We start from the raw sequence: 26,285 nt of genomic DNA on the forward strand, positions 1-26,285 counted from the left end.
CTGCATTTGCGGCTCCTCCGCAATGGCAGGTTGAATATGAGTGTTAGAACTGATTATTTTTTATTTATAAAACAAAACAATGAATTGAAAAGTAAATAATTATATATTCTATATCTTTCAGAATAAAACATATTGATATTTGAAAAATTCATTGATGTACTCATCAAATATAATCTTTTTTCTTTTTCATCATAAAGATATGCATTAAAGGTTGCTGAACTACCTTCCGGGTCACTTCCGAAAGCAATAATATATTTATCGGCTCCACAATTCCATAAAATTCCTTCACGCTCCAACTCTATTGACTGCCAATTATTTGGATGTCTGTTTTTATAATAGCCTTGGTTCATCGCAACATCCAAATCTTCTCTCTTTACTCCATTTTTCTCATAGAAATTAATTGTTATTGAGTTTGTACCACCTCCGTAAATCAGAAAAAATTTATCTTCGGAAGTCTTTTCTTTTTGACTAAAAGAAATTTGATTCCAATCATTATCAAAGAGCAGCATACCGAGTTTATTATTAAACACATTCGCTTCTCTAAAATTGAATAAATTTATATTCTCATCAAATTCCTTATCATCATAATTATATCTCCATACTTCTTTTTCTGATGTCTTTTGTTTTTCTAATTTTGAATCAATTTTCTTTACTATTGCTTTTGAAAATGATGAGTCAATTTTATTGGATTTTATATATTTTTTTAATTGCTGTTGTATCTTGGCATTTCGTGTATTTCTAAAAAAACTTTCAAGTAGTAGACTATTTATCGTTTCTTTTCCAATATTATTTTGATATATTTTATCGAAAGTTAAATCATCTACTACACGTTTGCCGGCATCCCATTCTGAAAGGTAATTCTTCATACTAAAATAAACCTGCATTTCTTCAGTTGACGGAACATAAAAAAAATATTTATTCTTTTCAGAAAACAGGCAATTAACTGAAAAAAATAAAACAATCACCAATACTACTTTTCTCATTCTTTTCTCCTCGCGCCGATAGGCGTCATTCTAACATACATTAAACCCGTCCAAATACTACCTCAAAAAATCATGTTTTTCAAGTCCGTAATTCCATAATTTTAGATTAAATTAAACATTTTTCCACTCTCATATTTCTCCATAGTTTGTAAACCAGATTGCAGCGGCGTTTATCTATGCATTATCTTGGAATTACGACCAATCTGTCGGATCTATTGATGATATCAGCTTCTATCTTATAGATGCTTAAAATATTTTGAGGGGTAAGAACCTCTTGGGGACTGCCTTGGGCAAAGAGTCGGCCGTCTTTCATGGCAAAAAGGTAGTTGCCGTAGCGGGCGGCCTGATTTAAATCGTGGAGAACCAAGACGGCCGTAACGCCCGTTTCCCTGTTTAGACGGTTTACCAGTTCCAAGAATTCTATCTGATGGGCCAAATCCAGATAGGTTGTAGGCTCATCGAATAGAAGAATATCGGGTTCTTGGGCAAGGGACATGGCTATCCAAGCTCTCTGCCTTTCTCCGCCTGAAAGTTTTTCTAAGGTTTTATCGCGCAAGGAAAGGGTATTTGTAAGCCGCATAACTTCTTCTATTATTTTTTTGTCGGAAGATTCAAAACCCTCAAACCATTTTTTCCGCGGATAGCGGCCGAAATAGACCAACTCTTCAACGCTTATATCGTCGGGAGTTCTGTTTTGCTGCAAAAGAATAGAAACCTTTTGGGCTAATCTTTTGGAATCCATTTTTGAGATGTCTTTTTCTTCGATAAAGATTTTGCCGCCGGCAGGTTTTATAATTCCTGCTATGCTTTTTAAAATGGTAGACTTACCGGAAGCATTCGGTCCGATTATCGAAACCACCTGCCCCTTTTTAACCCTCAAGTTTAGGTTTTGAACAACATGCTTTTCTCCGTAGGAAAGGCTTAAATTTTCTATCCTAAGCATGTCCATATTTTAAAACCTCATTTTTAAATTCTTCAAAGCCTTTAATGCCCTCTTCTTTTCCCCGCCTTAGAATTAAGGCCCTTATACCGAGGGTCTCACAGGCGGCGAGCTTTTCTTTTGTACCTCCGGCATCTCCGCTGTCCTTCATAACAACATAGGAGGCTCCGTATTCTTTAAACATAGCTTCATTTAAATTTTGAGAAAAGGGGCCTGTCATGGCAATTATGTCTTGAGTCGTCACTCCTGCATTTTTACATTTTTCGACACTGTCAACCGTGGGTAAAATTCGGTACACAAAGCGGTTTGAAGAACGGCACACCTCAAAATCGGCAAGGGTCTTGGAACCTGTCGTAAAAAAAACAACAGAAGATTTTAATTCTTTTAAAAACGAGCAAAGACCTTCCATATCATCAAAGGTATAAAAATTACTTTGGTCAAAATCGGTTGAGGATTGAGAAGCTCCGCGGGTAAAGCGCAAATATTTTATGTTCAAGTTTTGTGCGGTCTTTTTTGCGTTTTGAGAAACGATGAGGGCATAGGGATGGCTTAAATCGGCAATGAGGCTTATTTTTTCTTCAATGCAAAATTGTTCCATTTGAAGGGCATCCATTCTGCCGATTTTAAGTTTATGGTTTTTAAAAAAATCCCTGCTTTCTTCCGTTGCAACGCTCATTATATAGGGTGCATTTTTTTCCTTTAAAAAGTCTGCAAGGTTTCCGGCCTCGGTCGTTCCGCCTATAATCCAGATCATTTAATCTCGTAACCTCGGGGCGTAATCATTTTTCCGTTTTGGATATAGGTGTTGCTGTTCCCGATGATGATAAGGGTAAACATATCGATCTTCTCATAGTCTATTTTTTGAAGCTCGGTGACAATAACTTCTTCATTATTGCGGCAGGCATTTTTTGCTATGCCCGCAGGCGTTTTAGGAGACCTGAATTTTAAGATTATATTTACGGCTTCTTCGATATAACGGGTGCGAGTTTTAGATTTGGGATTGTAAAGGGCTATTACAAAGTCTCCCTCGGCCGCCAGCTCGAGCCTTTTTTTTATGATCTCGTAATCGGTGAGCCTGTCTGAAAGGCTGATAAGGGCCGTATCATGCATCAGTGGGGCACCCAGCCGTGAAGCCGCGGCAAAGGCTGCGGAAATGCCCGGAACTATTTCGACATTTAAATCGGGAGCAAGTTCCAAGATGGGGCCTGCCATTCCGTAAAGCCCGGCATCTCCAGTGCTTATAATGCTTACGGTTTTTCCTTCTTTTACCTTTGAAACCGCATACTTGCATCTTTCAATTTCGCCTGTCATTCCGGTTTGAAAAATTTCTTTTCCTTCGATAAGGGGTTTTACATATTCAATATAGCCCGAATAGCCTACGATAATTTCGGACTCTTTTAAGGCTTCGACAGCCTGAACCGACATCTGTTCCGGCCCGCCGGGGCCGATACCTACAACAAATAGTTTACTCAATTTTATTTCCTTTAAAATTTATTGGTTATCAAAAGTTTCATATTTCCAGTCTTTTATGGTGCGCTCCTTTTCGTCAAAGGATGAACCGATTAAGACTATTTTTTTACCGCTTGATTTAAAAGGAGAGGCATAGCCTTTTTCCTTTATCTGCGCTATTGCATCTTCCGAGCTTCCGGTCCCATCAAGTTTAAATTCAAAGATATAAATTGTATCTTTAGTGTGCACGATGGAATCAGCTCTTCCGGCGGCACAGTGCACCTCGGTTTCGATAAATTGCCCCATCAGTTTAAAAATTAGGTACACAGCTGTCTGATAATTTTGCTCCCTAAGTTTTAGTTTGTCTTTAGGAAGATTATCGTAGGGAACTCCGGCAATTATGGACTGCATCCTTTCCATAAAGCCGTCTACATTTCCGTTCTTCACATCTTCCGTAAAACGCCAAATGGAAGAGGCTGTTTGATCTGTACGCAAAGAAGTGTAGTCAGGTAAAAGATTTTTAAAAAACCCGTAACGGACCTCATCATTGGGAAAGCCTAATCTGTAAAGGGCAGCCTCCCTTATATATTCTTTAATTGTAAGATAGCCGGACTGAAACAAAATCGGCAGAGGGTTTTTTTTGTCGGCTCGGTAATCGGCAAGGCCGGCTTCGTCAAGTTCAACATTTCCGTCAAGGTCAGGAATATTATAATGAGCATCTTTTAGGTAGTTTACCAAGAATGTGGGCGTTCCCGTTGCAAACCAGTAACTTCCCACATCCTTTGCAGAAAAGGCATTTAAAAGACTAAACGGATTATAAACGCTCTTTCCTTCCTTTGCAAAAAGATATCCGTCATATCTTTTTTTAAGAAGGTTTAAACATTCTTCATAGCTTATTTTTTCTTTGTCGGCTAGTACCTGAATTTCGGGAGAAAAAACGGCCGTCAATTCTTCTTGGGTTATGCCGCAGAGGGCAGAGCAATCTTGGTGAAGGCTTATATCTTGCAAGTTATTTAGGTCGCTAAAAATACTTATCTTGCTGAATTTTGTTACACCTGTTAAAAAGGCAAAGCGTATGTACTTGTCGCAAGTCTTTATAACGGAATAAAAAGATTTTAGAGTGCTGCGGAATTCTTCGTTTAAGGCTTCATTTACTCCCATTGTCTGCAAAAGCGGCTTATCATACTCGTCTACGAGGATAACAACCTGTCTGCCTGTTTTTTCATAGGCTCTCTGGACTATACCCGCAAACCTTTGAGCTAATTCTTCTTCTTGTTTATAAGCTCCATATATTTGTTCAAATTTAGATAAAGCCAGATTTAGATGGCTTTTTAAAGAATTAGGTTCATCATATTTTCCGATATTGAAATCCAAATAAAGAACGGGATATTCTATCCAGGGTTCCGAGTTTTCAACCTTAGCTCTTTCTTCTTCCGCCTTTTCAATGTACAGGCCTTTAAAAAGCTCTTTTTTTCCTAAAAAATAGGCCTCGAGGGTAGAAAGAAAAAGGCTTTTTCCGAAGCGGCGGGGTCGGCTTAAAAAGTAGACTCTATTTGAATTAGTCAGCTTAAAAACAAATTCGGTTTTATCCACATACAAAAATTTATCATTCCGCATGACTTCAAAACTTTGTACGCCTATAGGCAGTTTTCTGTAAAGATTCAATCTTAAACCTCCTCAACCTTAATTATTTACAATTATATAACAAAAACCCCTTATGTACAAGCCGAGGCAAAATCTAAGCATATCTTGAAAGTACACTATTTTGAAGGTATAATATGTACGAGGAGATATTTATGGAATATGAAGGTAGAATTTGCAGACCTCCTATGGAGCGCGCTTCTTTTATGCTTCCGGTAATGGCAGGCTGCTCGTATAATAAGTGTAAGTTTTGTAACTTATTCCGCAGTATAAAGTATAGGGAGCTGCCTCTTTCGCAAATTGAAGAGGAGCTTATACGCGTAAAAAATTTAAACGGGAACCTTTCTAAAATTTTTTTAGGAGACGGAAGCGCCTTTAATTTAAAAACGGAACATCTTTTAAAAATCTTAAATTTAATTCATAAATATTTTCCCGATTGTAATTGCATAAACATGGATGCAACAATCACTGGCATTTTGCAAAAAACCGATGCCGAATTGGAAAGCCTATACACTCACGGAATTAGAACTCTTTATATCGGAATAGAAAGCGGCTTGGAGGATGTGCTTTTATTTATGAATAAGGATCACACAAGGACCGAAGCCGAAAGGGCAATCTCTAAAATACAAGAACACAGCTATTCTTTCGGGGCACACATTATGACGGGCATAGCCGGAAAAGACAGAAGCATAGAAAATGCCGAGGCAACGGCAGAGTTTTTAAATAGAACGAAGCCCATCCGAGTTGTAAATTTTTCTATGTTTCTCCACAAAGAAGTTCCGCTTTATAGTGATATAAGGGCGGGAAAATATGAGGCTGCAAGCGAGACGGAAAATCTTATAGAAGAAAAAAGATTGATCGAGCTTTTAGGAAATGAAACCTGCCCTATTTTTTATGACGGCTTCCATGACTATCTGGAGTTTAGGGTAAGAGGCTATCTTCCTAAGGATAGAGAAAAGATGCTTAAACACATCCAAGCCAAAATCGAAAGCTACAAGCCTCTGCAAAAAGATTACGCCTTTGTAAACGGAGAATGTACCCCCTCTCTCGAAAAATCGGACGGCACAGGCAAGGTGTGGAAAACCGCCTAAGCCGATCAAGCCGTCCGGCTTAGTACATTCTCAATATGTAGGATCTAGCTAAGGGTGTCATCAATCCGTCACGGAGCGCAGCCATTTACCTGACCGGATTCTCCAAAGGCCTAAAAGGGCCTTAAAGGGTTCTTCACTAAAAAGGCAAATATAAATTCCCCATGCAGGAATAGAAGTGTAGATCGATAAGGAATAGGCCAAGGGAATAGAAACACACCACATAACTGCCGTGTCGCAGATTATGCCGAAGCGTGTGTCGCCTCCGGCTCTCAGAATACCGACAAGCATACACATGTTATAGGCTTTTAAGGGATAACAGCAGGCTAAAATTATAAAAAGCTTCATTACGGTCTCTAAGACTATTTTTTCTACATTAAAGAAAATAGGAGTTAAATACGAAATGGGAATTAACATAGCTCCTACAAAAACTGCAACAAAGGGTACAAAGATTGAAACCTTCGCCGCATAAGTTTTTGCCTCATCATAATTTTTTTCTCCGATTTTTTTGCCTATCAAAACGCTGACTCCGTTTCCGAAGCCGATAAAGATAACCCAAGTCAGCATCGAAACGGTGTTTGTGATGTTGTAGGAGGCATAGGCAAAGGTTCCGATTCCTGCAAATATCTTATGGTGAAAGGTGATGCCCAAAGACCATAAGGATTCGTTTATTAAAACGGGCATAACTATCGTAAAATATTGTCTTATAAATTTAAGGTCAAAGTCAAAATGATTTTTGAGCTTTCCGAGTATGGGATATTTCTTTTTCTTTGTTACCGAAAAAAGAATTATAAGCTCTGCAGCCCGGGAAGCAACTGTTGCAATAGCAGCCCCCTTAACTCCGAGGGCAGGAAAACCGAACAAGCCGAAAATTAAAACGGCATTTAAGATTAAGTTTACAAAAAGAGAAACGAGAGTTGCCGCAACCGCTACTCTTACCTTTTCGATAGAGCGCAGGGTAATCATAAAAATAAAGTTCACTGCAAAAGGCAAAAAACAAAAAGCAGAAATACTCAGGTAGTCCACGCCCTTTTCGATTACCGCGGCATCCTTTGAGTAAAGGGATAAAATTTCTTTCGGGAAAATAGTGCAGACCAAGGTAAAGAGGGTGCTGAAAAAAACCGCAACAATTAGTGAGATTGCAAATGTTTTTTGTAAGCCCTTAAAATCTTTTTTGCCCCAAAACTGAGCGGTAAAAACCATTCCGCCCGAACCTATTCCGTATAAAATCAAATTCAATAAAAAGAATAATTGATTGCCGAGACCTACCGCCGCAAGTTCGACAGTGCCGAGCCGGCCTATCATTATGGTGTCTAAAATATTTACAAAGGAGCTTATAAAGTTTTGCAATATTATGGGCACGGCAATTATAAATAAGTTTTTTAAAAAAGATTTATCGGAAAATACCGATTTTAAATTTACAGCCGGTTTTAAATTCGTAGTCATAAGTCTTAAAGCTCCCCTGCATTAAAAATCTAAAATTTCTTTTCGATGTCTTATTCCTAAAAGAGATAAATTTTCTTCAAGGCTGATATTTTGATCATAATTATCTTTTAGATCAATCAAAAATCTGTTCATCGAAAAGTGCTGATAAAGATAAATTTGCGGATTCTTTGTATCGGCATATAGGTTCTTTATTTCATCTGCGTAAGATTGAAATAAGCCGCGGGGTTTAAGTTCGCTGTAACCCACAAGCCAAATCGGGCAGCCCAATTTTTTTTGAACCTCAGCCGTTTTTTGAGCCGTAAAAATCTGAGTCTCTTCATAAAATTTTTTAAAAGAACCGTCCCCGTCTTTTCTTAAAAGAAAATCGAGCTGTTTTGTCTTGGCAGTATGAATGGGCGTTTTGTTTAGGATAATGACATTCTTTCTAAAATCGATTCCGAATGAGGGATTTTTTTTAAAGAAATTATCCGCAATCTTTCCTGCAAGACCGACAAGGTACTTTTGGTTTTTATGCAGCTGCTCATTTTTCCCCGGATTATCGCCTATGACAATGAGCTTAATCTCATCATCTTGACCGATTAACTCCCAAGCGTGATTATACACTATCGGAGTTTCCACAGTATAGGGAGGAGTCTTAGCCGCTCGAGCCGCCTCTTCTTGAAGCTTGGCCAAGCCCTCCTTAAAAAATAAAGCATTTTCTTTTTTAAAAGATTGGGCGGCACAGTTTTCTAAAAAAGGTTCTTTATATTTATATCCCAAAATATCAAGGTAATGAATACATTCGGCTTTATACTCGCTTTTAAATTTACAAAAAGCATTCCACTTATCTTTTTCCATCGGCGGGGTATTATATCAGATTATCGAGGGTTTTGAAAAGAGGCGGTTAATTAGTATATTTTATTTTGTTTGAGCTATTTTTATATCCGCTAAAACCGCTTGATTTGTCAGCTTCTCTTGACCAAAATTTTTCTATATTAAAATTCTTTTCTTCGAGTTTTTTTAGGCAATTTTTTTCTTTTATAAAATCACTTTTAAATTCCCGCCGGGATTTACTGTTTAATAACTCTTTGATATCTTTTATAGATGTAGAAAAAATAAATTCTTCTTCAAGATTACGAATTTGAGGAATCAAGATTACATTAAGATTATTTCCATCTTTTTTCAATATTTCGATATTCTTTTTTATTGTACTTGCAGTAGATGAAATATCCGTATCAAATACGAGAATCACACTCGAATTAACCGGCAAGGTACGTAACAGTGTATGACTTATTCTCTTTTGATGCAAAATTCGAATCTTTCCTGAAATAATATATTTTTCTTTTAAAACCTTGATCGCCTTTGCTTCTGTTTCTCCTTCAACCAAATAAATATATGAATTAAATATCTTCATATAAAACCTCCGCGCAAGAGTCTTCTATTTCAAGAAGCTTTGTGATATCAGGCGAAATATCAAATACATCATTTTTAACGGCATTTCTCAATGACACATCATTTTTTTTGATTTTCTCTTCAGGATGTACAACTTGTATTTTATCGTCTTTTCGTAAAAACATAAAAGAATGAATAGGCAAATTCATTTCTAAAATATCCAAATTATGAGTTGTAAAAAAAAGTTGAGTGTTAGGCTTTAAAAGAGAAATCATCAAACTAAGTATTGTTTGCTCGATATCACTTTGTATAAAAGAAAATTGTTCATCACAGTAGTAAAACTCAAAGACACCTAAATAAATTGCACTAATCAAATAAGAAATATCAAGTCCCGCTTTTGTACCGCTTGATAAAATATTTTTATCAACAATTTGTCCGTTTTGAATAACTACATCTCCATTTTTACTTCTGATAATATAAGCATTTGCAAGTTCAGAACTTGCAATTACTTCGGTAATAGAAGTATCAAGCGTTTTTAAAACAGCGTTTAAAATATCAAGTTTTAATACATCTATATCATTCTCCATGAGATAGGTACTCGACTCATCTTTAGGAAAAGTAAAAAGCCATCCTATATTAGGAATAGCAGATAATTTTTGAATAAAGTCAGTTTGAGCATCCGGATAAGCTTTTTTTAGTTTTTGAACACATGATTCATACGAATCATTTTTTAATATCTTACAATTATAAACATCGAATTCCTGTATTTCTTTTAAAGAGAATTTACAACTGACTCTATATAGATATTCTTCATCAGTTAAAAAATCTATAGAAAAATAAGCAGATTTTGTTTTATCTAAAAAGTCATTCTGTAATAATTCAAATTTTCCTCTTTCAATAAAATTAAAAATATCTTTTAAAGCTTGGCCTAGAGATGTTTTACCGGAAGCATTAGCACCCATAAGTATATTTACCTTTTTATATCTAAAATTGGGCTTTGTTTTTAAATACTCTCCGATAATTGAAGTTTTTACAGGTCTTTTAGGATAGGAAAAATTGACTTTAAAGTCTCCAAAACCGAATAAATTATCCAGTTCTAAATTCATTATTATCATAAACACCTTCCTCTGTATTAATGATTACTTCCAATAATCAGAACTAATATAATTATATTATTTTTTTTGTTTTTGTCAAGTTTATATGTTCTAAATTATATGTCCTCCTCCGCAGCCGAAACCGTTACACCCTCATGTTTAAACTTATCTAAAATTATTTTGCCGCCGAGGAGGAAGGCGGAAGGGGCGGAGACATTGTAAACTCCGATTGTCTTTTTTACAAAGTCTGACTTTTCAAAATTATCTTCGATTTTTTCTATTTGGCTTTCAGAAAAAAAGACCGGGCTTATGTTTAGTTCTTTTGCAAAATCAAGCAAGCCTTTTTCGTTTTGTTTTAATTCTATCGAGGCTATCGCCTTAACGGCCTTTAAATCCTTGTTTATCGAATCAAGGGCAAGCTTTACCGTCTCGGCAACAGTTTCTTTGTCCACACCTTTTTTTAAACCTATCCCAAGGTTTAAATTTTTCGGCACCAAGTGTACCATTGGCAAAGAATCGCTTAAAGCAGATACCGTTTCTCTTTTTTTATTTGAAACGATGATAAGGCCTTCAAGTTTTTTTTCTTCTTTCACGGATTGTAAATTTGAAGTAAATTTTACGGTCGGCAAATTTGAATTAAAATTTTCCTCTTGTAAAACAAAAAGATGGGGATAATTTATAGGAGGCGCCTTATCCTCGGAATAAAAACCTACAGCCTTTCCATCCACCATGAGGGCTGTGATTATTTTTGCATCTTCCATGGACAAGATGGTGTAATTATTTTTTTGAGCAAACAAATCGATAGCTTCTATGTTGCGGCCGTCGGAAGCTGTTGTAATTACACTTGCAGCCCCTATCGCACTTGCAATTTTTTCGGTAAGAGCATTGGCTCCGCCCAAATGCCCCGACAGCAATGAAATTACAAAGCGTCCCATATCATCGATTACAAGCACGGCAGGGTCTTGGGTTTTATCCTGAATATAATCCTTTATCATTCGGACGGCAATACCTGTAGAAGAAATAAAAATAAGGGCATCTCTATTTTTAAAATCATCGGGAATAAGAGAGCGGATTCCGCCGGCTGTTTTTGCATTATAAAAATGCTCGATTTGCGAATCCAAGCCTGATAATTTCTCGCCCAATAAATTTCCTTTTTCGGTAAAGGAATAAACTGCTATTTTTTTCATTTTCCCGCTTTTCTAAATTCGTGAGAAAATTTAGGATTGTAAAGCTGCGACCTTTCATAAGACCCTGCAATAAAATTCCCCACCAAGATTTGAGCCGTTTTGTTTACTCCGGCCTTCTTCACTTTTTGAGCGATATCGCCGAGGGTGCCGGTTATTATTTCTTGATCTTCCCAAGTTGCCTTGTAAATTACCGCAGCAGGAGTCGCCTCATCCTTATAGCCCTTGAGAAGTTCTGCAACTACATTTTCTATATTTTGCACTGATAAAAAAATCGCCATCGAAGCCTTGTGGGCTGCAAGGTCTGCCAGCTTTTCATCTTGAGGAACAGGGGTGCGGCCTTCCATGCGGGTTAAAATAACTGTCTGGCTTACATCGGGAAGGGTAAACTCTTTTTTTATTGCCGCCGCCGCTGCCGTACAAGAGCTGACGCCCGGGACAACCTCGTAGTCTATTCCCAGCTTATCAAGTTCATCCATCTGCTCCCTGATTGCCCCGTAAATTGAAGGGTCTCCGGTGTGGAGCCTCACAATTTGAGCATTGCGGTTTTCTTCCATAACCTTGATAACTTCTTCAAGGGTCATTGAAGCCGAGTTATAGCTTTTGCAATTATGCCTTGCAAACATCAAATGAGCCTTTGAAACCAAAGAGCCTGCATAAATAATAACATCGGCCTTTTCAATCAGCTTGCGTCCTTTTATCGTAATTAAATCAGGATCCCCAGGACCCGCTCCTACAAAATAAACCATAATACTCCTTATAAAATAAACCTTCCTTTTATTGTTTTTAATCGAGAGCATTCTACTATTCTTTAAAGGGCTGTGTCAAGGTAAAAGATATTAGAAGTTTACCCTATCGTCGGCAATTTCTTTGAGGCGCTTATCATGTGAGGTAAAAATAACCGTTTTGGTTTTTAAAATTTTTATAAGTTCTTCTAGTGATTCGGTGTCCAAATTATTTGTAGGCTCATCTAAAATTAAAATACCTTTTGAGTTTAACAAGCTTCGTACAATATCCGTTTTTTTTATTTCTCCGCCTGAAAAATTAGTGTCATCTTTTTCGGCAAAAGTCCTTTCCGCAGGTTTTTCAAGTGAAAATGTTTTAAGCATTTTATTTATTTCGTTTTCAGGGATTTCATTGCCTAATGCGATGTTTTCTTTTATATCCGTATTAAATAAAAGTGAAGTTTGCGGGACATAACCCAGAGCTTCTTTTACCGGATTTGAAAATATGATTTCTCCTGTCTGAGGTTTAAGTTCGCCTGCAAGAATTTTTAAAAAAATACTTTTACCTGTTCCGTTTGCTCCCTCAATTAAAAGTTTATTATCTTTTTTTATTTTAATATCAGGGAATGAAAATTTTCTGCCGTTGATTGTGTAAACAAGATTTTTAGTTTCAAGATTTTCATAGCCTGTTTTAGGCATATTTGAATTATCAAAATTTAAAAAGAAATTTACACGCCCCTTTATAATCTTCATAAACGGAATTATCTGTACCCATTCAATAAGTAATTCTATTATTTGTCCGATAGGGTAAATTAAAAAAAGTGAAGCAGCCAGATTTTCAATGGTGACGGATTTAAACAAAAAAGAAAAACTTATAATAATTAACACTTGTATTGAATATTTACAAAGTCCTAAAATTGCTTTTGAAAGCGAGAGATTTATAATATTTTTTTCGGCATGTTTATTTATATAAGAGCTGTAATTCTTATTATATAATTCTAAAATATTTTCTTTAAGTGAAAATAAAATAAGGGGAATTTTATTGTTTACAATATTTTCTTCAAATGCAATACGGTCATTATTGTAAGCTGCAGAATGGGAGTAGTAAATTCCTTCCAAATGTGAATATAATTTATTAAATAAAATAGGGATTGCCGATACGCAAAACACTGTGAGTAAAAAAATTATATTGGTGCTTTGAATAAAAAGTACGGCAATTAATACGGTTACGACAATCGGTGTAACAATGAGAGTACGCAGTTTTAACCTATATTCGATTAAATCCGATTCAAAAAGCTGTAAAATGCTTCCGCTTCCCGAATTATGTACCTGGCTTATGTCTTTTTGCAAAATCGATTTTAAATTAACTCCATCATGTAAAACGGACTTTTTTAAAAACACCTTTGCACTTAAAAAAGCTGCAAATGGGGAAATAAGAGAAAGCAATAAAATTATAAGCAGGGTTTGTAAAATAATGCCGTCGGCAGAAGTTTTATTATAAATATGAGATACGATAATTCCAACCTGTGCAGAAAAGTAAACAGGTAAAAAAAGAGAGATAATTTGTGAGGCGCTTTCCAATAAAAAACTAGACCAAAATATTTTTACCGTTTTTAAATTCATTTATTTTCTCCGATATTTAATATTTTTGAAAAACAGGATTCAATATCTTTATCGTGTGAAATAACCATAAGGGTATTTTTATATTCCGTTAAGTCTTTTTTTAATGCCGAAATTCCTTGCGCGTCTAAATCATTTGTAGGCTCATCCAGTATAACTATCTTGTTTAACATAAATGCCAAGGGAAGTAAAAGTTTTTTCTTTTCACCGCCTGAAAGATCTTTAATTTTTGTGTACTTGTGTTTTTCAAATTCAAAATCGTAGACTTTAAATTTTTCTTTAAGAGCCTTAATATCGATATTATTTTTTTCGGCAACAGTATTTATAAAGTCTTCAGCCGTTAAAGAAAGCAAAGGAAACTCTTGAGTAAGGTAAATGCAGTTTTTTATAAAACAATTTTCGGAGACCTCTGCGCTGTTTTTACTTCCGGATTCTGTTTCAATTTCTATTATGCCTTCATATTCGATTCCGCAAAAAAGACATTTTATTAAAGATGTTTTACCGATTCCGTTTTCGCCCTTGATTAAAACCTTATCATTTTTATTTATACAAAAAGAAACAGGTTTAAGTTTTTCCTTTAAATAAGAAGGAAGAACATCTTTGTACTCTATTTTTGTAAATTCTGAATTTGATGACTTTATGCCTGTGCTTTTGTTTACAAGATTTTGAAAACGTTTTAAGCTTACGGTAAAATTATTTTTTGCTCCTATAATCGAAAACATCATTACTGCCCGTGAAAAAAAGACGGGCAAAATTGCGGCCGTGCTTATTGCTTCTTGTACCGTTATGATTTCTTTTGTTTTAAAATATGCAATTAAAAGATAGCTTAAAAGCGTAATAATTACTTCCGAAAAGCTGTGTAAAAAATCTTCAAGTTTTGCAAAGAGTTCCGCCTTGTTTCCGAGTTTATAAAATTCGTCCGTTATTTTATAAAAGCGTTTAAAAAACCAAGAGTGTACACGGTATAAATTTATCATTGCATTAAGATTAAAGGCTTCGATAAAATAATTGCTTAATCTTTTTTCAACCTCTCTCGTATCCCAATAAGTTTGCATAAAATATTTACGCAGGATTAAATCGGGAACGATACATAAAAAAGAAATTACCAAAATACAAAAAGCCAAATAAAGATTGGAACTAAAAAGAAAAAATAAAACGGCCCCATATAATATAAGATTGGAAATAAAAATCGGCTTTTCTGTTCCGTAAAACGAAGCAATTATTCTGCTGTCTTTGTTTAAAACGGAATTTACATTTTCGTAAGTATTTTTATTGTTTAAAAATAAGCATGAATCAAGCACCTCATTGCGTAAGTCTTGCATTTTTTCTAAGGTTACCAGCATACGCAGTTTGCGTGCATAAAAGCTGCAAAGGAAGAAAAGAAATGCAACAGCTAAAAACAAATAAATATAAGGAAGCGGTTTATGCAGCGAGGTAAGCAAAGCTGCAATTATTCTTAGTAAGGCATATTCTAAAATAACAGCGAGAGAGGTAAATATAAAATTAGCCGGAGAATGAAGTGCAGGGCTTTTCATTTTTGTAGAGTTATACATAAATTAATGCTTTGTCAACCCCATAGCCGATCTTCCCAAAAATAAAAATAGGACCAAAGATGCAATGCTGTAAATGGAATTTCCTGTAAAAAGCATCCTCCAGCCCGTATTAAAAGGTATTAAAAAGACCGGTGCTATCCCGGCTCCTATTATAATGGGCGAAAACACTGAGGCTATGGCGACGATAGCATTATATATACCCAAATTAGAGGTACGCTTATTTTCGTTTTCGCTGAGCAATACTAAAATCGCAGGAGGAACTAAACCGATAGATATGCCGAATAAAACTGTTCCGATAAACATCCAAGTCATGCTGCCGCTTTCAATTACCAAAATAAGGCAGCCGGCAGTAAACAGTATGCTTCCCAATATAATTTCCGTTCTCGCCTTTAAAAAATTCCATATTGAAAAAACACGCGTAAGCAGGAGAGAGCTTATAAATGTCATCATAATAATATTTATATCCCCTGTTTTTTTGTTGATATTAAATACTATTAAAGATAACAAAGCTGTCAGCATAGAAAAAATAAAATTTATAAAAAACGAAACAGTGAATAATTTTTTCTCGTTCATAAAAAAGATCATCCTTATTTGAGTATAGTAAATATAGTCTGTTCTGTCAATCAATTTATATCCGGGGGAAGACCGCCCGAGTTCATTGATTTTGAAGGAGATTTTCGAATTTGCTTATATCGGAACATCAGCACCTTCTACCCATTTCTTTAGTCTACCAGCCGAATCTATCGCAGATTTTGTATCATTATCATCTACTCATTATTTCTTCTAATACCTAAAAACTCATAAAGCTTAAAAACCCCTTACATAAATATTAAAAATCATGTATAATAAACCATTATGGGAAAAACATTTGTTTTTGTAAACCAAAAAGGCGGGGTCGGAAAGACGACTTCCGTGATTAATTTGGGTGCTTACATCGCACTGGCAGGAAAAAAGACTCTTTTAATAGACTTTGACCCTCAGGGGAATATGTCTTCAGGTGTCGGTATTCAAAAAAAGCGGCCGACCGTTTATGATGCCCTTGCCCAAAAGACCTCAATAAAAAACACCATCTACCCTACTACGGTAAAAAACCTGTCGGCGATCCCGGCTTCAATAGACCTTTCGGGAGCGACAGTAGAACTTGTAGAAGAAGCCGACAGAGAATTCTATCTTAAAAATATTATCGAAAGCGTAAAAAGCGAATACGATTATATCCTAATCGACTGTCCTCCGTCTTTGGGCATTTTAACCTTAAACGGACTCACGGCAGCCGACCAAGTGTATATACCGCTTCAATGCGAATACTTTGCCCTCGAAGGATTAACCCTCCTTTTACAGACCGTTCAAAGAGTACAGCAAAGCCTTAATCCTTCCCTTGAAATAGGCGGAATATTTTTTACCATGTTCGATTCAAGAACAAATCTTGCTCAAGAAGTTGTGCAGCAGGTATCTTCATATTTTAAGGATAAGGTTTTTTCGACCATTGTTCCGAGAAATGTAAGATTATCAGAAGCTCCGTCACATGGAGTGCCGATTTGCAATTATGACGCAAAATGTATGGGAGCAAGAAGTTACGAAAAACTTGCACATGAGGTATTAAACCGTGGCTAAAAAATCGGCATTAGGACGGGGCCTCGATGCCCTATTGGAAGAACAAGCTTCAAATCATGCAGTGCAGGAAACACTGAATATTTCCGAAGATTCGATTATCAATCTTGATCCAAAACTTCTTCAGCCCAATCCGTATCAGCCTCGAAAAACCTTTGATGAAGAAAAAATTATCGAGCTTGCAGAATCAATAAAAGAACACGGAATAATTCAACCGATTGTAGCCGAAAAACATGAGGACAAGGGTTATTTTATAATAGCAGGCGAAAGACGTACAAGAGCCGCCATCAGCTTAGGCTTAGAAACCATTCCGGTAATCCTTCGCAGCTTTGAAGAAAAAAAGAAGCTTGAAGTTGCCCTCATCGAAAATATTCAGCGGGAAGACCTAAACGCAGTCGATGAAGCCCTTGCCTATCAAGAGATTATGGAACTCACCCGCATAAACCAAGAGGAACTTGCAAAGCGTGTCGGTAAAAGCCGGTCGGCAATTACAAACAGTTTAAGAATATTAAAACTGCCCGACGAAATGAAAGATGCTTTGCGGGTAAATAAAATCTCGGCGGGTCATGCACGCTCTCTACTATCCATAGTAAACCCTGCCGATCAAAAAATTCTTTTTACAAGAATTTTAGAATCGGATCTGTCGGTACGCGAAGCCGAATCTATGGCAGCCGATCTTAACTCCGGAATCGGACGCATAACAAAAAAACAAAAAAAGGAAACAACATCTCTTTCCTCCGATGATTTTGAATTAAGAGATATTGAGCAGCAGTTTATAAATTCATTGGGAACAAAGGTGCAAATAAAGGGGAACTTAAAAAAGGGAGTCGTCGAAATATCATACTTTTCAAAAGATGATTTGGATATGTTATATAAAAAGATAAACTCATAGGGGAGGATGGTATGGCAAAAAAAGCAAGCGAAACAAAAAAAACGGAAACTACAAAAAAGGCTAAAACACCGGCAAAAACCGCTGCAAAAAAAACTAAGGCTCCGGCTAAAAAAACTATTTCAGCCTACAAACAATCGGCAGCCGAAAAAAAACTTGCAGCCGAATTAGCGGAACTTACAAAACAGATGAATGCTGAAGGCCTTTTGTTTTTAATAGAACAGGCCCGCGTTCACCTATACAATATGCAGGTGGAAACTCTTGAAGAGGACTTGCAGGCAATAGAAGAAAAAAGAGCAAAGACTGTCAGCGTAAAAAAAACACAGCCTAAAAAAGATTTTAGAATTGAAAGATCAAGTGACGGTTCCGTTTATCACATAATAAGCGGCGGAAAGTGGAAGCTCATTAATGCCGATGAACTTTTCAGCATTTTGAAAATCGTAAATGCAAAACTGGATGACAATGAAATAAGGCTCAATCTTATCCACTGGTTTTTCAAAGAGAGAGGGGATTTTGTTGCAGACCTCGGTCTTGCCGACACTCACGATCCCCGCTGGCTGGAACTTATAAAGCTTTTAAAAACAAATTTTAAGATAAAGATATAATGAGACCTCAATTTAAAGACCTAAAAAAAACTCTTGACAAGCTGGTAATAAAGTACGAAAAGCCGGCCTTTATACCTGCCGATCCGATAAGTATTCCTCACCGTTTTTCTAAAAAAGAAGACATAGAAATTGCAGGTTTTTTTGTTTCTATTTTTGCATGGGGAAACAGAACCGCCATTTTAAAAAGTGCGGATAAACTGATGGAACTTTTACAAAACCGGCCTCATGAATTTTTAACTCAAAGCACTCAGGCTCAGCTAAAAACGATAAGCACTTTTTATCACCGCACCTTAAACGGAGAAGACAGCCTTGCCATAGCAAAGGCTATAAGACGCATTTATTTATCGGGTTCAAATTTTGAGGAACTATTTAAAGCCAAAAATCCGGAAGAACCTTTGATAAACAGGATGAGCCGATTTAGAAAAGAATTTATCAAAAACATGGAGCCCCATAACATAAAGCACATCGCCGACATGGAAGGCGGCTCCGCAGCAAAAAGATTAAACATGTTTTTACGCTGGATGGTAAGATCGAATGATAAGGGAGTTGACTTCGGTTTATGGAAAAGCATTAAACCGTCTGAGCTCTACCTCCCCTTGGACGTTCACTGCGCCCGCAGGGGAAGAGCCCTCGGCCTCTTAACCCGAAAACAAAATGACCGCAAAGCAGTCGAAGAAATTACGGGATGCCTCAAAGAATTTTGTCCCGAAGATCCTGCAAAATACGACTTTGCTCTTTTTGCTCCCGAAGTCGAAAAGGCCTTAGCAGAAAGATAAAAATTCTATCTCCACAAGAATTCGGGATAGTAGCCTTCTTTTACCTTGCTTTCAAGTTCGTTTTTTACAATTTCTCTGTCTTCGGGATAGGTCATTCCGAACCATCTTTCGGTGGTAGTATAAACCTTAACCTTTCCTAAGCCCTTTTTCATCATAGTCCCTACACCTTCAGGCAAGAGACACTCGGCCTTTTCGCTTTCTGCATATTTATGAATAAAGTCTTTGAAATACTCGTTCATAAAATCGAAAATTTTAGGAGAAAAACCGAAGAGGTTCATCGAGACGGTTTCCTTGCCTGAAAACTCAACCTCTTTTCCTTCATGTTCCGAAATAATTTTTTCGACAGGACCAACCTTTTTATATGCGATATCCTTATGCTCGGTGATTCCGATAAGGTAACCGTTTCCAACCTGACAAACCCCTCTTGAAACGGAGCCGGAGCGGCTCAAGGTTTTATCCAAGATGTAACCGACCATAGCATGCTCGGTAGAATCGTTTGACAGGGTTGAAAGGTGGGTAGCTATAGTTTTATAAGCCGAGCGACCGTAATAGTCATCGGCATTTATAACCGCAAAGGGTTCATTTATTTTTAACTCCGCAGACAAAATGGCATGAGCCGTACCCCAAGGTTTTTTCCTGTTGACAGCTCTTTTTATTTGCTCATCAGTCAAAAAACCGTCCATAGATTGGAATACATAATCCGCATTACAGTTGCGCGCAATTCTATTAAAAAAACGTTCTCTAAAATCGTTTTCGATATCTTCTCTAATTATAAAGACAACCTTGCCGAAGCCGTTATTCATTGCATCGTAAACTGCATAATCCAACAAAGTTTCGTCATGCCTTCCAACGGCAGCTATCTGTTTGACTCCTCCATACCTGCTGCCCATTCCGGCAGCTAAGACTAAGAGAGTGGGTTTCATAAATAAACCTCCTAAGATTTTGATTTAGCTAAAATTCAATTAAATCATATAGTATCATATTATTGGAATAAATGAAAGATGTTTTTAAACCTCATTCTCAAATTTTCCCGTACAGTTGACATTATTATCAAAAAAATAATAAAATGATAAATTATCATATATAAAGCGAGAAAAATATGGCTATTATAATAAAGACAACAGGGAAGGCTATCCCCAAAAAGATAATGAACAACAGCGATTTTCCCGCTTCTCTGGATACTTCGGATGAATGGATCAGAAGTCATACAGGGATAGGAAGCCGCTACATAGCTTCCGAAGAGGACACAAGTGCATCCTTGGGAGCGGAGGCCTGTAAACAAGCCCTGCTTAATCAACACAAGGATAAATACAAAACTCTTCTATCAACCGAATCTCAGACCGCAGAAATTTCCGATATAGACTTGATTATTTGTGCTACCGCTACGGCGGAGTATCAAGGCTTCCCATCAAATGCCTGCCTTATTCAAAAAGAGCTGGATGCAAAAAAGGCAGTCTGTTTTGACTTATCGGCAGCTTGTTCCGGATTTTTATACGCAATTGATACGGCGGCCGCCCTTATGGAAAGGCACGGATGGCACTATGCCCTTGTATGCGGATCCGAGGTATTAAGTAAAATCGTAGACTGGTCTGACCGCTCTACCTGCGTCCTTTTCGGAGACGGGGCGGGAGCAGTTCTTCTTGAAAACACCTTCGAAAAAACAAAGGAAGGCATAGGCTCGGTCATCTTAGGTTCAGACGGAACAGGTTACGATGCCCTCTATATGGGAGACTATCTAAAAATGAACGGAAGAACCGTCTACAATTTTGCAGTCGGAGTTATAACCGAAACCGTAAAAAGCCTTCTTCAAAAAGAAAATATGAATATGGAAGATGTAGACCTAGTGGTATGCCATCAAGCCAATGCCAGAATTTTGGAAGCAGCGGCCAAAAGGCTTGGTGCAGACATGAGTAAATTCGTATGTAATATGGAAAACTACGGAAACACCTCCGCAGCTTCAATCCCTATAACCCTTGACGATCTTGTTCTGGACGGAAGGCTTAAAAAAGGAATGACAATTATTACGGCAGGTTTCGGTGCCGGGCTCACATGGGGCGGTGCCGTTATCAGGTTTTAATTGATTTGTGAATAAAGGAAGGATGATGATGAAAAACATATTTTTATTTTCAGGGCAGGGAGCCCAATTTAAGGGTATGGCCCAAGATATCGTTGAAAAATACGGAATTGCAAGGGACATAATTAAAAATATCGGCGATATAACCGGAGAGGACATTGAAGCCCTCCTATGGCACACCGAAAACGAGGTTTTGTCTAGAAGCGACAAGAGCCAGCTTGCAATAATTGCAGTTGAAACAGCTATTCTTGCCGTTTTAAAAGATAAAGGAGTTGCTCCCTCGGCCGTTGCAGGTTTCAGTTTGGGAGAGTTTTCGGCCCTCTATGCTTCAGGCATTTTGAGCTTTGAAGACATGATACGCATAGTCCAAAAACGAGGAGCTATTATGCAAGCCGCCTGCGATAAGATTGCAGCTAAGGCAACAGAGGCTTCAGGCTCCTTGGGCATGTCGGCCATTTTAAAGCTTGATCCGGAAAAGGTAATAGAGCTTTTAAAGCCTCATTCCGATCCCAAGAACGGAATAGTATTTGCAGCCAACATGAATAGTCCGGTTCAAACGGTTATTTCGGGAACGGCGGAAGGCCTCACTCTTGCAGAAGATCTTTGTAAAGAAGCCGGAGCAAAAAGATGTGTCCGACTTGCGGTTGCAGGCCCCTTCCACTCCCCTCTAATGGAAGAAGCGGCAAAGGAATTTGAAGAGGTTTTAAAAAGCTTTGAATTTAAAGACCCCGAAATCCCCATCTTCTCAAACGTTACGGGTAAAAAAGTAAAATCGGGAGAAGAAGCAAGGGCAAATGCAGTCCTTCACCTTACCCACCCCGTTCTCTGGACAAGCGAAGAAAAAGAGATAGCTTCTTTATGTGAAAACCTAAAACCTTGCCGCCTCTTGGAAGCAGGCCCCGGAAATACTTTAAGCAATCTTTGGAGAGACAGCGGCTTTGCATCGGATGAGCTAGCCTGTTCTCCGACAGGAACTTTGGAACAGCTAAATAAAATTATAGAATAGGAAAGGTATAAATATGATGTTATTACAAGGAAAAAAGGCATTGGTAACAGGCTCTTCGAGAGGAATCGGGAAAGAGGTTGTTAGAAGATTTATTGAAGAAGGTGCAGAAGTATGGGGCCTTTGTACAAAGCCCTCAGCAGCCAAATCAGAAATGGAAGCCTTTGCAAAAGAAAAAGGCTCGGTATTTCACGAAATATATGCCGACTGCGGCAATGCGGAAGGCCTTACCGAAACGGTAAAAAAAGCTCTTGAAGAATCGGGAGGCTTTGATGTTCTTGTAAACAATGCAGGAATCACAAGGGATGGCCTTTCATTTAGAATGAAGCTTTCAGACTGGGAAGATGTTTTGCGCGTAAACCTAACAGGTGTTTTTATCGCCTCGCAAATTGTTTCTTCCGATATGATCAGAAAAAGAGCCGGTTCAATCATCAATATGACGAGCATAGTCGGCCTCCACGGTCAGGGCGGACAGGTCAACTATTCCGCAAGTAAGGCAGGCCTCATCGGCTTCACAAAGAGTCTTGCAAAGGAAACGGCAGGCAGGGGCGTACGCGTAAACGCCATAGCTCCCGGCTACATTGAAACCGACATGACAGCCGCCGTAAACGAAGAAATGCGCAAGACCTGGGTCGAAGGCATCCCTTTAAAAAGAGCAGGGCAACCCATAGACATAGCAAACGCCGCAGTCTTTTTAGCTTCGGACTTATCGCTTTACATAACCGCCCAAGTCCTAGGCGTCGATGGAGGATTGGGAGCCTAAGCTACGCCTGCCGTAGAGCATAACCTACGGCGAGTGAAGCTTATAGCCTTCGCCGGTCGAAGCACATAAGCTACGTCAGTCGAAGCCTATAGGCTACGGCCGGCGAAGTGCATAATCTACGGCAGCCGGTCTATCTTCATAGGGGACTCACTCCACGTATGCCAAACAGAACTATATAGGTGATGATGGAATGACAACTTTAATTTAAACATGTAAAAAGTCCCTATCTTGAAAATTTTAATGATTTAATTACAATATACACTATGAAATAGTGGAGATTAAATATGTTATGGAATGAAGAAGTGGAAAAGCATTTTTTCAGAGAAGCGCTAAAATCTTTTGCTTCGCCTGAACAACTTTTTTATAACCTGCAATCGGGTTATTATGCGTATATACCTAAAGATTTTGATTCTGAGGGACAAACACTGCAAAGTAGAAATTCACTTATAGGGCAATTTACGGAAAAATGGTGCAAACAAATTTTTTCTCCTATTGCTGAAGAATTAGGTTTGTATGCGATTAATGGTGTGGTTTGTGAAGAAATTGCGTTGACCAAATCTTCAAGTGCTGATTTGGCTTTTTGTACTAAAAATACCATCACTCAAAAGGCAGAAGATATAAAACTCATTTTTGAAGTAAAAATGAGTATCGTTTCAAATTATAAATTTGAACAACCCGATACTGTAAATTTAATTGGCGATTATAAAAGCCATAAAGGAAATCCATCTCTGCTTAGATCAGATTCAATGTTAAAGGCTATAGGAAAATCGATCAATATTAGAGTTTCCGGTTCAAATGCAAATACTATTCCGATAATTATTTTAGGAAACAGTCCAATAACATCTACATATTCAAAAAAAGTTGATTTCTTAAAGTCAGCCGGAGTTATTCAAGGATTTTACAGCTTAAATCCAAATCCTACAAAATCAGATTTTATTTTTGAATCACCTGAGAAAGGCTTTATAACTATTACTGATGTAAATGAGTTAACAAATTTATGTAAACAGATTTTATCGGAAGAACGGCATTATTTTTCTTCTATGATTTCAAAAAAACAACTTGGCAATATAATAACTATTGCGGCAAAAGAAATTGATAATGTTAAAAAAGGTGAAAAATTCTTAAAATTCTTGCGAGGTTGTAATGAGTAAATCCGGTACTGAAACTAGCAGCTTTGGAGTTAGCGGAAGAATAAATCATGATTCCAGTAAATTTTATGATTCAAAATTATATAAAGAATTAGAAAAAAAAGAACAAATTATTTCTGATATTGAAAATCCTTTTCCGAAAGAATTACTTGATTCAATTATATTAGGCTCGTGTGAAAATATGAATAAAATACCCGATAATTCTTTGCATTTAATGATAACATCTCCTCCCTACAATGTATCAAAAGAATATGACGATGATTTATCATTGGAAGAATATTTGAAACTTCTTGAGAATGCTTTTTCCGAAACATATCGGGTGCTTGTAAATGGCGGAAGAGCTTGTATAAATATTGCAAATTTAGGACGCAAACCTTATATTCCATTATCAGATTATATTTCAAAAATGATGATAGATATAGGTTTTAATATGCGAGGAGAAATTATATGGAATAAGGCGGCAAGTGCCAGTCCTTCAACAGCGTGGGGCAGTTGGCAAAGTGCATCTAACCCCACATTAAGAGATATTCACGAATATATATTAGTTTTTTCAAAAGGAGATTATAAACGCCAACAGTTACAAAAAGAAAACACCATACAGCGTGAAGAATTTATGGAATGGACAAAGTCAATTTGGACAATGAATGCTGAAAGTGCAAAGAGGGTCGGACATCCGGCTCCTTTTCCGATCGAATTACCTTATAGATTGATTCAACTATATTCTTTTAAAAATGATATAGTTTTGGATCCTTTTATGGGCAGCGGAACAACTGCTATAGGAGCTTTAAAATCTCAACGGCATTATATAGGGTATGAAATCAATAATAATTATATAAATTTAGCAAATGAAAGGATTTATCCATACAAAGTTGATAATCAATTGTTTGCATAGTTGTAATTACTTTTTTTACATCTAACACCAGTATTAGCGCTGACAACTTAGAACAAATTTTGTTCAGTTTAAGAAAGAGAGTATACAAAAATTTATGGAGAAGGTTATAGATGAAAACATGAATAAATAAAATGTAAAACTTGCGGTTAAATTAAAAGTTTTTATGGAGGAACGATATGATTGTAAAACCGATGGTTAGGAATAACATTTGTTTAAATGCTCATCCTAAAGGATGCAAAAAGAGTGTAGAGGATCAAATAGAATACACAAAAAAAAGGATTACCGCTGAGGTAAAATCGGGTGCTGCGTCACCGAAAAATGTACTCGTGCTCGGCTGCTCTAACGGCTACGGGCTTGCAAGCCGAATCACGGCAGCCTTCGGCTACGGAGCCGCTACTATAGGCGTTTCCTTTGAAAAGGCCGGAAGCGAAACAAAGTACGGAACCCCCGGCTGGTACAACAACCTGGCCTTTGACGAGGCGGCAAAAAAAGAAGGCCTTTATTCCGTTACTATAGACGGAGATGCCTTTTCCGACGAAATCAAGGCTCAAGTTATTGAAGAAGCAAAAAAGAAGGGAATGAAATTCGACCTCATTGTTTACAGCTTGGCAAGCCCTGTAAGAACAGACCCCGACACAGGCATAATGCACAAGTCGGTCTTAAAACCCTTCGGCAAAACCTTTACAGGCAAGACTGTCGATCCCTTTACGGGAGAACTAAAAGAGATTTCCGCAGAGCCTGCAAGCGATGAAGAAGCTCAAGCCACCGTTAAGGTTATGGGCGGAGAAGATTGGGAGCGCTGGATAAACCGGCTTTCAAAAGAAGGCTTGCTGGAAGAAGGCTGCATCACCATGGCCTATTCTTATATCGGCCCCGAAGCCACCCAAGCCCTCTACCGCAAGGGAACCATAGGTAAGGCTAAAGAACACCTTGAAGCCACAGCTCACCGCTTAAACAAAGAAAACCCGTCAGCACGCGCCTTTGTTTCGGTAAACAAGGGGCTTGTAACAAGGGCAAGTGCAGTAATCCCCGTAATTCCCCTCTACCTAGCTTCCTTATTCAAGGTGATGAAAGAAAAAGGAAACCACGAGGGCTGTATCGAGCAGATTACCCGCCTTTATGCAGAAAGGCTCTACCGCAAAGACGGAACTATCCCTGTCGATGAAGAAAACAGAATCCGTATTGACGACTGGGAGCTTGAAGAAGACGTACAAGGGGAAGTTTCTGCCTTGATGGAAAAGGTAACAAGCGAAAATGCCGAAAGCCTAACCGACCTTGCAGGTTACCGCCACGACTTTTTAGCCTCAAACGGCTTTGATGTCGAAGGCGTCAACTACGAAGCCGAGGTAGAAAGGTTCGACAGGATTTAAATTGAGGAATTATTAATAATTATTAATTATTAATTCTTAATTCATAGATGTTTATGGCAAAAA

Annotated in this window: 26 protein-coding genes; 11 read left to right on the forward strand and 15 right to left on the reverse strand. The window is 37.5% G+C overall.

Annotated elements, in window-relative coordinates; all coding sequences use genetic code 11:
* Positions 1-53 precede the first annotated feature (53 nt).
* The 5 genes from E4O07_RS10520 to E4O07_RS10540 form a co-directional block, all read right to left on the reverse strand.
* Entirely contained in the window at positions 54-983 is a 930-nt protein-coding gene (locus tag E4O07_RS10520) for a hypothetical protein (RefSeq protein ID WP_253677452.1), read from the reverse strand.
* A 181-nt stretch (positions 984-1,164) separates the two neighbouring features.
* Complete coding sequence (locus tag E4O07_RS10525; RefSeq protein WP_371921923.1) at positions 1,165-1,932, reverse strand: ABC transporter ATP-binding protein; 768 nt, start codon at positions 1,930-1,932, stop codon at positions 1,165-1,167.
* Positions 1,919-2,677, reverse strand: a complete 759-nt coding sequence (gene cobK, locus E4O07_RS10530) for a precorrin-6A reductase (protein ID WP_253685575.1) — start codon at positions 2,675-2,677, stop codon at positions 1,919-1,921. Before cobK ends, E4O07_RS10525 begins: the two co-directional genes overlap by 14 nt.
* The gene (gene cobJ, locus E4O07_RS10535; protein ID WP_253685577.1) at positions 2,674-3,396 is read right to left on the reverse strand and encodes a precorrin-3B C(17)-methyltransferase; all 723 of its coding nucleotides are present in this window, start codon (positions 3,394-3,396) and stop codon (positions 2,674-2,676) included. The genes cobK and cobJ overlap by 4 nt, the downstream gene beginning before the upstream one ends.
* An 18-nt stretch (positions 3,397-3,414) precedes the next feature.
* On the reverse strand, positions 3,415-5,037 hold the full coding sequence (locus E4O07_RS10540; protein ID WP_253685579.1) for an ATP-binding protein: 1,623 nt from the start codon (positions 5,035-5,037) through the stop codon (positions 3,415-3,417).
* A 131-nt stretch (positions 5,038-5,168) separates the two neighbouring features.
* Here E4O07_RS10540 and E4O07_RS10545 point away from each other — a divergent pair, with 131 nt between their 5' ends.
* The gene (locus E4O07_RS10545) at positions 5,169-6,104 is read left to right on the forward strand and encodes a radical SAM protein (protein ID WP_253685581.1); all 936 of its coding nucleotides are present in this window, start codon (positions 5,169-5,171) and stop codon (positions 6,102-6,104) included.
* Positions 6,105-6,164: 60 nt separating this feature from the next.
* Here E4O07_RS10545 and E4O07_RS10550 read toward each other — a convergent pair whose 3' ends face one another.
* The 9 genes from E4O07_RS10550 to E4O07_RS10590 form a co-directional block, all read right to left on the reverse strand.
* Entirely contained in the window at positions 6,165-7,547 is a 1,383-nt protein-coding gene (locus E4O07_RS10550; protein ID WP_253685583.1) for an MATE family efflux transporter, read from the reverse strand.
* A gap of 21 nt (positions 7,548-7,568) precedes the next feature.
* On the reverse strand, positions 7,569-8,384 hold the full coding sequence (locus E4O07_RS10555) for a hypothetical protein (RefSeq protein WP_253685585.1): 816 nt from the start codon (positions 8,382-8,384) through the stop codon (positions 7,569-7,571).
* Positions 8,385-8,430: 46 nt separating this feature from the next.
* Positions 8,431-8,940 carry a hypothetical protein gene (locus E4O07_RS10560; RefSeq protein ID WP_253685587.1) on the reverse strand — a complete coding sequence of 170 codons (510 nt, stop codon included), beginning with the start codon at positions 8,938-8,940 and terminating at the stop codon, positions 8,431-8,433.
* Positions 8,927-10,033 (reverse strand): ATP-binding protein, encoded by a 1,107-nt coding sequence (locus E4O07_RS10565; protein WP_253685589.1) that lies wholly within the window; start codon positions 10,031-10,033, stop codon positions 8,927-8,929. Before E4O07_RS10565 ends, E4O07_RS10560 begins: the two co-directional genes overlap by 14 nt.
* 95 nt (positions 10,034-10,128) lie before the next feature.
* A complete protein-coding gene (cbiG, locus tag E4O07_RS10570) occupies positions 10,129-11,199 on the reverse strand; it encodes a cobalt-precorrin 5A hydrolase (protein WP_253685591.1) in 1,071 nt (356 codons plus the stop codon).
* Positions 11,196-11,945, reverse strand: a complete 750-nt coding sequence (cobM, locus tag E4O07_RS10575; protein WP_253685593.1) for a precorrin-4 C(11)-methyltransferase — start codon at positions 11,943-11,945, stop codon at positions 11,196-11,198. The genes cbiG and cobM overlap by 4 nt, the downstream gene beginning before the upstream one ends.
* Positions 11,946-12,035: 90 nt before the next feature.
* Positions 12,036-13,544 (reverse strand): ATP-binding cassette domain-containing protein, encoded by a 1,509-nt coding sequence (locus tag E4O07_RS10580; protein WP_253685595.1) that lies wholly within the window; start codon positions 13,542-13,544, stop codon positions 12,036-12,038.
* Positions 13,541-15,076, reverse strand: a complete 1,536-nt coding sequence (locus tag E4O07_RS10585) for an ATP-binding cassette domain-containing protein (RefSeq protein ID WP_253685597.1) — start codon at positions 15,074-15,076, stop codon at positions 13,541-13,543. Before E4O07_RS10585 ends, E4O07_RS10580 begins: the two co-directional genes overlap by 4 nt.
* A gap of 21 nt (positions 15,077-15,097) precedes the next feature.
* Positions 15,098-15,667: an MFS transporter gene (locus tag E4O07_RS10590; protein WP_253685599.1), complete on the reverse strand. Its 570-nt coding sequence runs from the start codon at positions 15,665-15,667 to the stop codon at positions 15,098-15,100.
* Between the two features lie 282 nt (positions 15,668-15,949).
* On the opposite strand from E4O07_RS10590, the gene E4O07_RS10595 reads away from it, so the two are divergent.
* The 4 genes from E4O07_RS10595 to E4O07_RS10610 are packed head-to-tail and all read left to right on the forward strand — an operon-like array spanning position 15,950 to position 18,972.
* Entirely contained in the window at positions 15,950-16,705 is a 756-nt protein-coding gene (locus tag E4O07_RS10595; RefSeq protein ID WP_253685601.1) for a ParA family protein, read from the forward strand.
* Entirely contained in the window at positions 16,698-17,594 is an 897-nt protein-coding gene (locus E4O07_RS10600) for a ParB/RepB/Spo0J family partition protein (protein WP_253685603.1), read from the forward strand. The genes E4O07_RS10595 and E4O07_RS10600 overlap by 8 nt, the downstream gene beginning before the upstream one ends.
* Before the next feature lie 11 nt (positions 17,595-17,605).
* Complete coding sequence (locus E4O07_RS10605; protein ID WP_253685605.1) at positions 17,606-18,196, forward strand: hypothetical protein; 591 nt, start codon at positions 17,606-17,608, stop codon at positions 18,194-18,196.
* On the forward strand, positions 18,196-18,972 hold the full coding sequence (locus E4O07_RS10610) for a TIGR02757 family protein (RefSeq protein WP_253685607.1): 777 nt from the start codon (positions 18,196-18,198) through the stop codon (positions 18,970-18,972). The genes E4O07_RS10605 and E4O07_RS10610 overlap by 1 nt, the downstream gene beginning before the upstream one ends.
* A 5-nt stretch (positions 18,973-18,977) precedes the next feature.
* Here the strand turns inward: E4O07_RS10610 and E4O07_RS10615 are convergent, their stop codons facing one another.
* Positions 18,978-19,895, reverse strand: coding sequence for a nucleotidyltransferase family protein (locus E4O07_RS10615; protein WP_253685609.1), 918 nt, complete (start codon positions 19,893-19,895; stop codon positions 18,978-18,980).
* A 176-nt stretch (positions 19,896-20,071) separates the two neighbouring features.
* On the opposite strand from E4O07_RS10615, the gene E4O07_RS10620 reads away from it, so the two are divergent.
* The 6 genes from E4O07_RS10620 to fabV all read left to right on the forward strand — a co-directional run bounded on the left by E4O07_RS10620 (position 20,072) and on the right by fabV (position 26,222).
* On the forward strand, positions 20,072-21,049 hold the full coding sequence (locus E4O07_RS10620) for a beta-ketoacyl-ACP synthase III (RefSeq protein ID WP_253685611.1): 978 nt from the start codon (positions 20,072-20,074) through the stop codon (positions 21,047-21,049).
* A 28-nt stretch (positions 21,050-21,077) separates the two neighbouring features.
* A complete protein-coding gene (locus tag E4O07_RS10625) occupies positions 21,078-22,052 on the forward strand; it encodes an ACP S-malonyltransferase (protein ID WP_253688141.1) in 975 nt (324 codons plus the stop codon).
* A 16-nt stretch (positions 22,053-22,068) separates the two neighbouring features.
* Positions 22,069-22,812, forward strand: coding sequence for a 3-oxoacyl-[acyl-carrier-protein] reductase (fabG, locus tag E4O07_RS10630; protein WP_253688142.1), 744 nt, complete (start codon positions 22,069-22,071; stop codon positions 22,810-22,812).
* Positions 22,813-23,096: 284 nt separating this feature from the next.
* Positions 23,097-23,963, forward strand: a complete 867-nt coding sequence (locus E4O07_RS10635; RefSeq protein WP_253685613.1) for a hypothetical protein — start codon at positions 23,097-23,099, stop codon at positions 23,961-23,963.
* Positions 23,956-24,852 (forward strand): DNA-methyltransferase, encoded by an 897-nt coding sequence (locus E4O07_RS10640; protein WP_253685615.1) that lies wholly within the window; start codon positions 23,956-23,958, stop codon positions 24,850-24,852. The genes E4O07_RS10635 and E4O07_RS10640 overlap by 8 nt, the downstream gene beginning before the upstream one ends.
* A 176-nt stretch (positions 24,853-25,028) precedes the next feature.
* Positions 25,029-26,222, forward strand: a complete 1,194-nt coding sequence (gene fabV / locus E4O07_RS10645; RefSeq protein WP_253685617.1) for an enoyl-ACP reductase FabV — start codon at positions 25,029-25,031, stop codon at positions 26,220-26,222.
* Positions 26,223-26,285: the final 63 nt, after the last annotated feature.

The organism is Treponema sp. OMZ 798, assembly GCF_024181385.1.
Taxonomy (GTDB): domain Bacteria; phylum Spirochaetota; class Spirochaetia; order Treponematales; family Treponemataceae; genus Treponema_B.

Excerpts from the sequence above, each read along its gene's own strand:
- fabG (WP_253688142.1), top strand. The coding sequence starts at position 22,069 with ATGTTATTACAAGGAAAAAAGGCATTGGTAACAGGCTCTTCGAGAGGA.
- E4O07_RS10635 (WP_253685613.1), top strand. The coding sequence starts at position 23,097 with ATGTTATGGAATGAAGAAGTGGAAAAGCATTTTTTCAGAGAAGCGCTA.
- E4O07_RS10640 (WP_253685615.1), top strand. The coding sequence starts at position 23,956 with ATGAGTAAATCCGGTACTGAAACTAGCAGCTTTGGAGTTAGCGGAAGA.
- E4O07_RS10580 (WP_253685595.1), bottom strand. The coding sequence starts at position 13,544 with ATGAATTTAAAAACGGTAAAAATATTTTGGTCTAGTTTTTTATTGGAA.
- cobK (WP_253685575.1), bottom strand. The coding sequence starts at position 2,677 with ATGATCTGGATTATAGGCGGAACGACCGAGGCCGGAAACCTTGCAGAC.
- E4O07_RS10550 (WP_253685583.1), bottom strand. The coding sequence starts at position 7,547 with ATGACTACGAATTTAAAACCGGCTGTAAATTTAAAATCGGTATTTTCC.
- E4O07_RS10625 (WP_253688141.1), top strand. The coding sequence starts at position 21,078 with ATGAAAAACATATTTTTATTTTCAGGGCAGGGAGCCCAATTTAAGGGT.
- E4O07_RS10605 (WP_253685605.1), top strand. The coding sequence starts at position 17,606 with ATGGCAAAAAAAGCAAGCGAAACAAAAAAAACGGAAACTACAAAAAAG.
- E4O07_RS10555 (WP_253685585.1), bottom strand. The coding sequence starts at position 8,384 with ATGGAAAAAGATAAGTGGAATGCTTTTTGTAAATTTAAAAGCGAGTAT.
- E4O07_RS10610 (WP_253685607.1), top strand. The coding sequence starts at position 18,196 with ATGAGACCTCAATTTAAAGACCTAAAAAAAACTCTTGACAAGCTGGTA.
- E4O07_RS10560 (WP_253685587.1), bottom strand. The coding sequence starts at position 8,940 with ATGAAGATATTTAATTCATATATTTATTTGGTTGAAGGAGAAACAGAA.
- E4O07_RS10585 (WP_253685597.1), bottom strand. The coding sequence starts at position 15,076 with ATGAAAAGCCCTGCACTTCATTCTCCGGCTAATTTTATATTTACCTCT.
- E4O07_RS10525 (WP_371921923.1), bottom strand. The coding sequence starts at position 1,932 with ATGGACATGCTTAGGATAGAAAATTTAAGCCTTTCCTACGGAGAAAAG.
- E4O07_RS10565 (WP_253685589.1), bottom strand. The coding sequence starts at position 10,033 with ATGATAATAATGAATTTAGAACTGGATAATTTATTCGGTTTTGGAGAC.
- E4O07_RS10520 (WP_253677452.1), bottom strand. The coding sequence starts at position 983 with ATGAGAAAAGTAGTATTGGTGATTGTTTTATTTTTTTCAGTTAATTGC.
- fabV (WP_253685617.1), top strand. The coding sequence starts at position 25,029 with ATGATTGTAAAACCGATGGTTAGGAATAACATTTGTTTAAATGCTCAT.
- E4O07_RS10615 (WP_253685609.1), bottom strand. The coding sequence starts at position 19,895 with ATGAAACCCACTCTCTTAGTCTTAGCTGCCGGAATGGGCAGCAGGTAT.
- cbiG (WP_253685591.1), bottom strand. The coding sequence starts at position 11,199 with ATGAAAAAAATAGCAGTTTATTCCTTTACCGAAAAAGGAAATTTATTG.
- E4O07_RS10595 (WP_253685601.1), top strand. The coding sequence starts at position 15,950 with ATGGGAAAAACATTTGTTTTTGTAAACCAAAAAGGCGGGGTCGGAAAG.
- E4O07_RS10620 (WP_253685611.1), top strand. The coding sequence starts at position 20,072 with ATGGCTATTATAATAAAGACAACAGGGAAGGCTATCCCCAAAAAGATA.
- E4O07_RS10545 (WP_253685581.1), top strand. The coding sequence starts at position 5,169 with ATGGAATATGAAGGTAGAATTTGCAGACCTCCTATGGAGCGCGCTTCT.
- cobM (WP_253685593.1), bottom strand. The coding sequence starts at position 11,945 with ATGGTTTATTTTGTAGGAGCGGGTCCTGGGGATCCTGATTTAATTACG.
- E4O07_RS10590 (WP_253685599.1), bottom strand. The coding sequence starts at position 15,667 with ATGAACGAGAAAAAATTATTCACTGTTTCGTTTTTTATAAATTTTATT.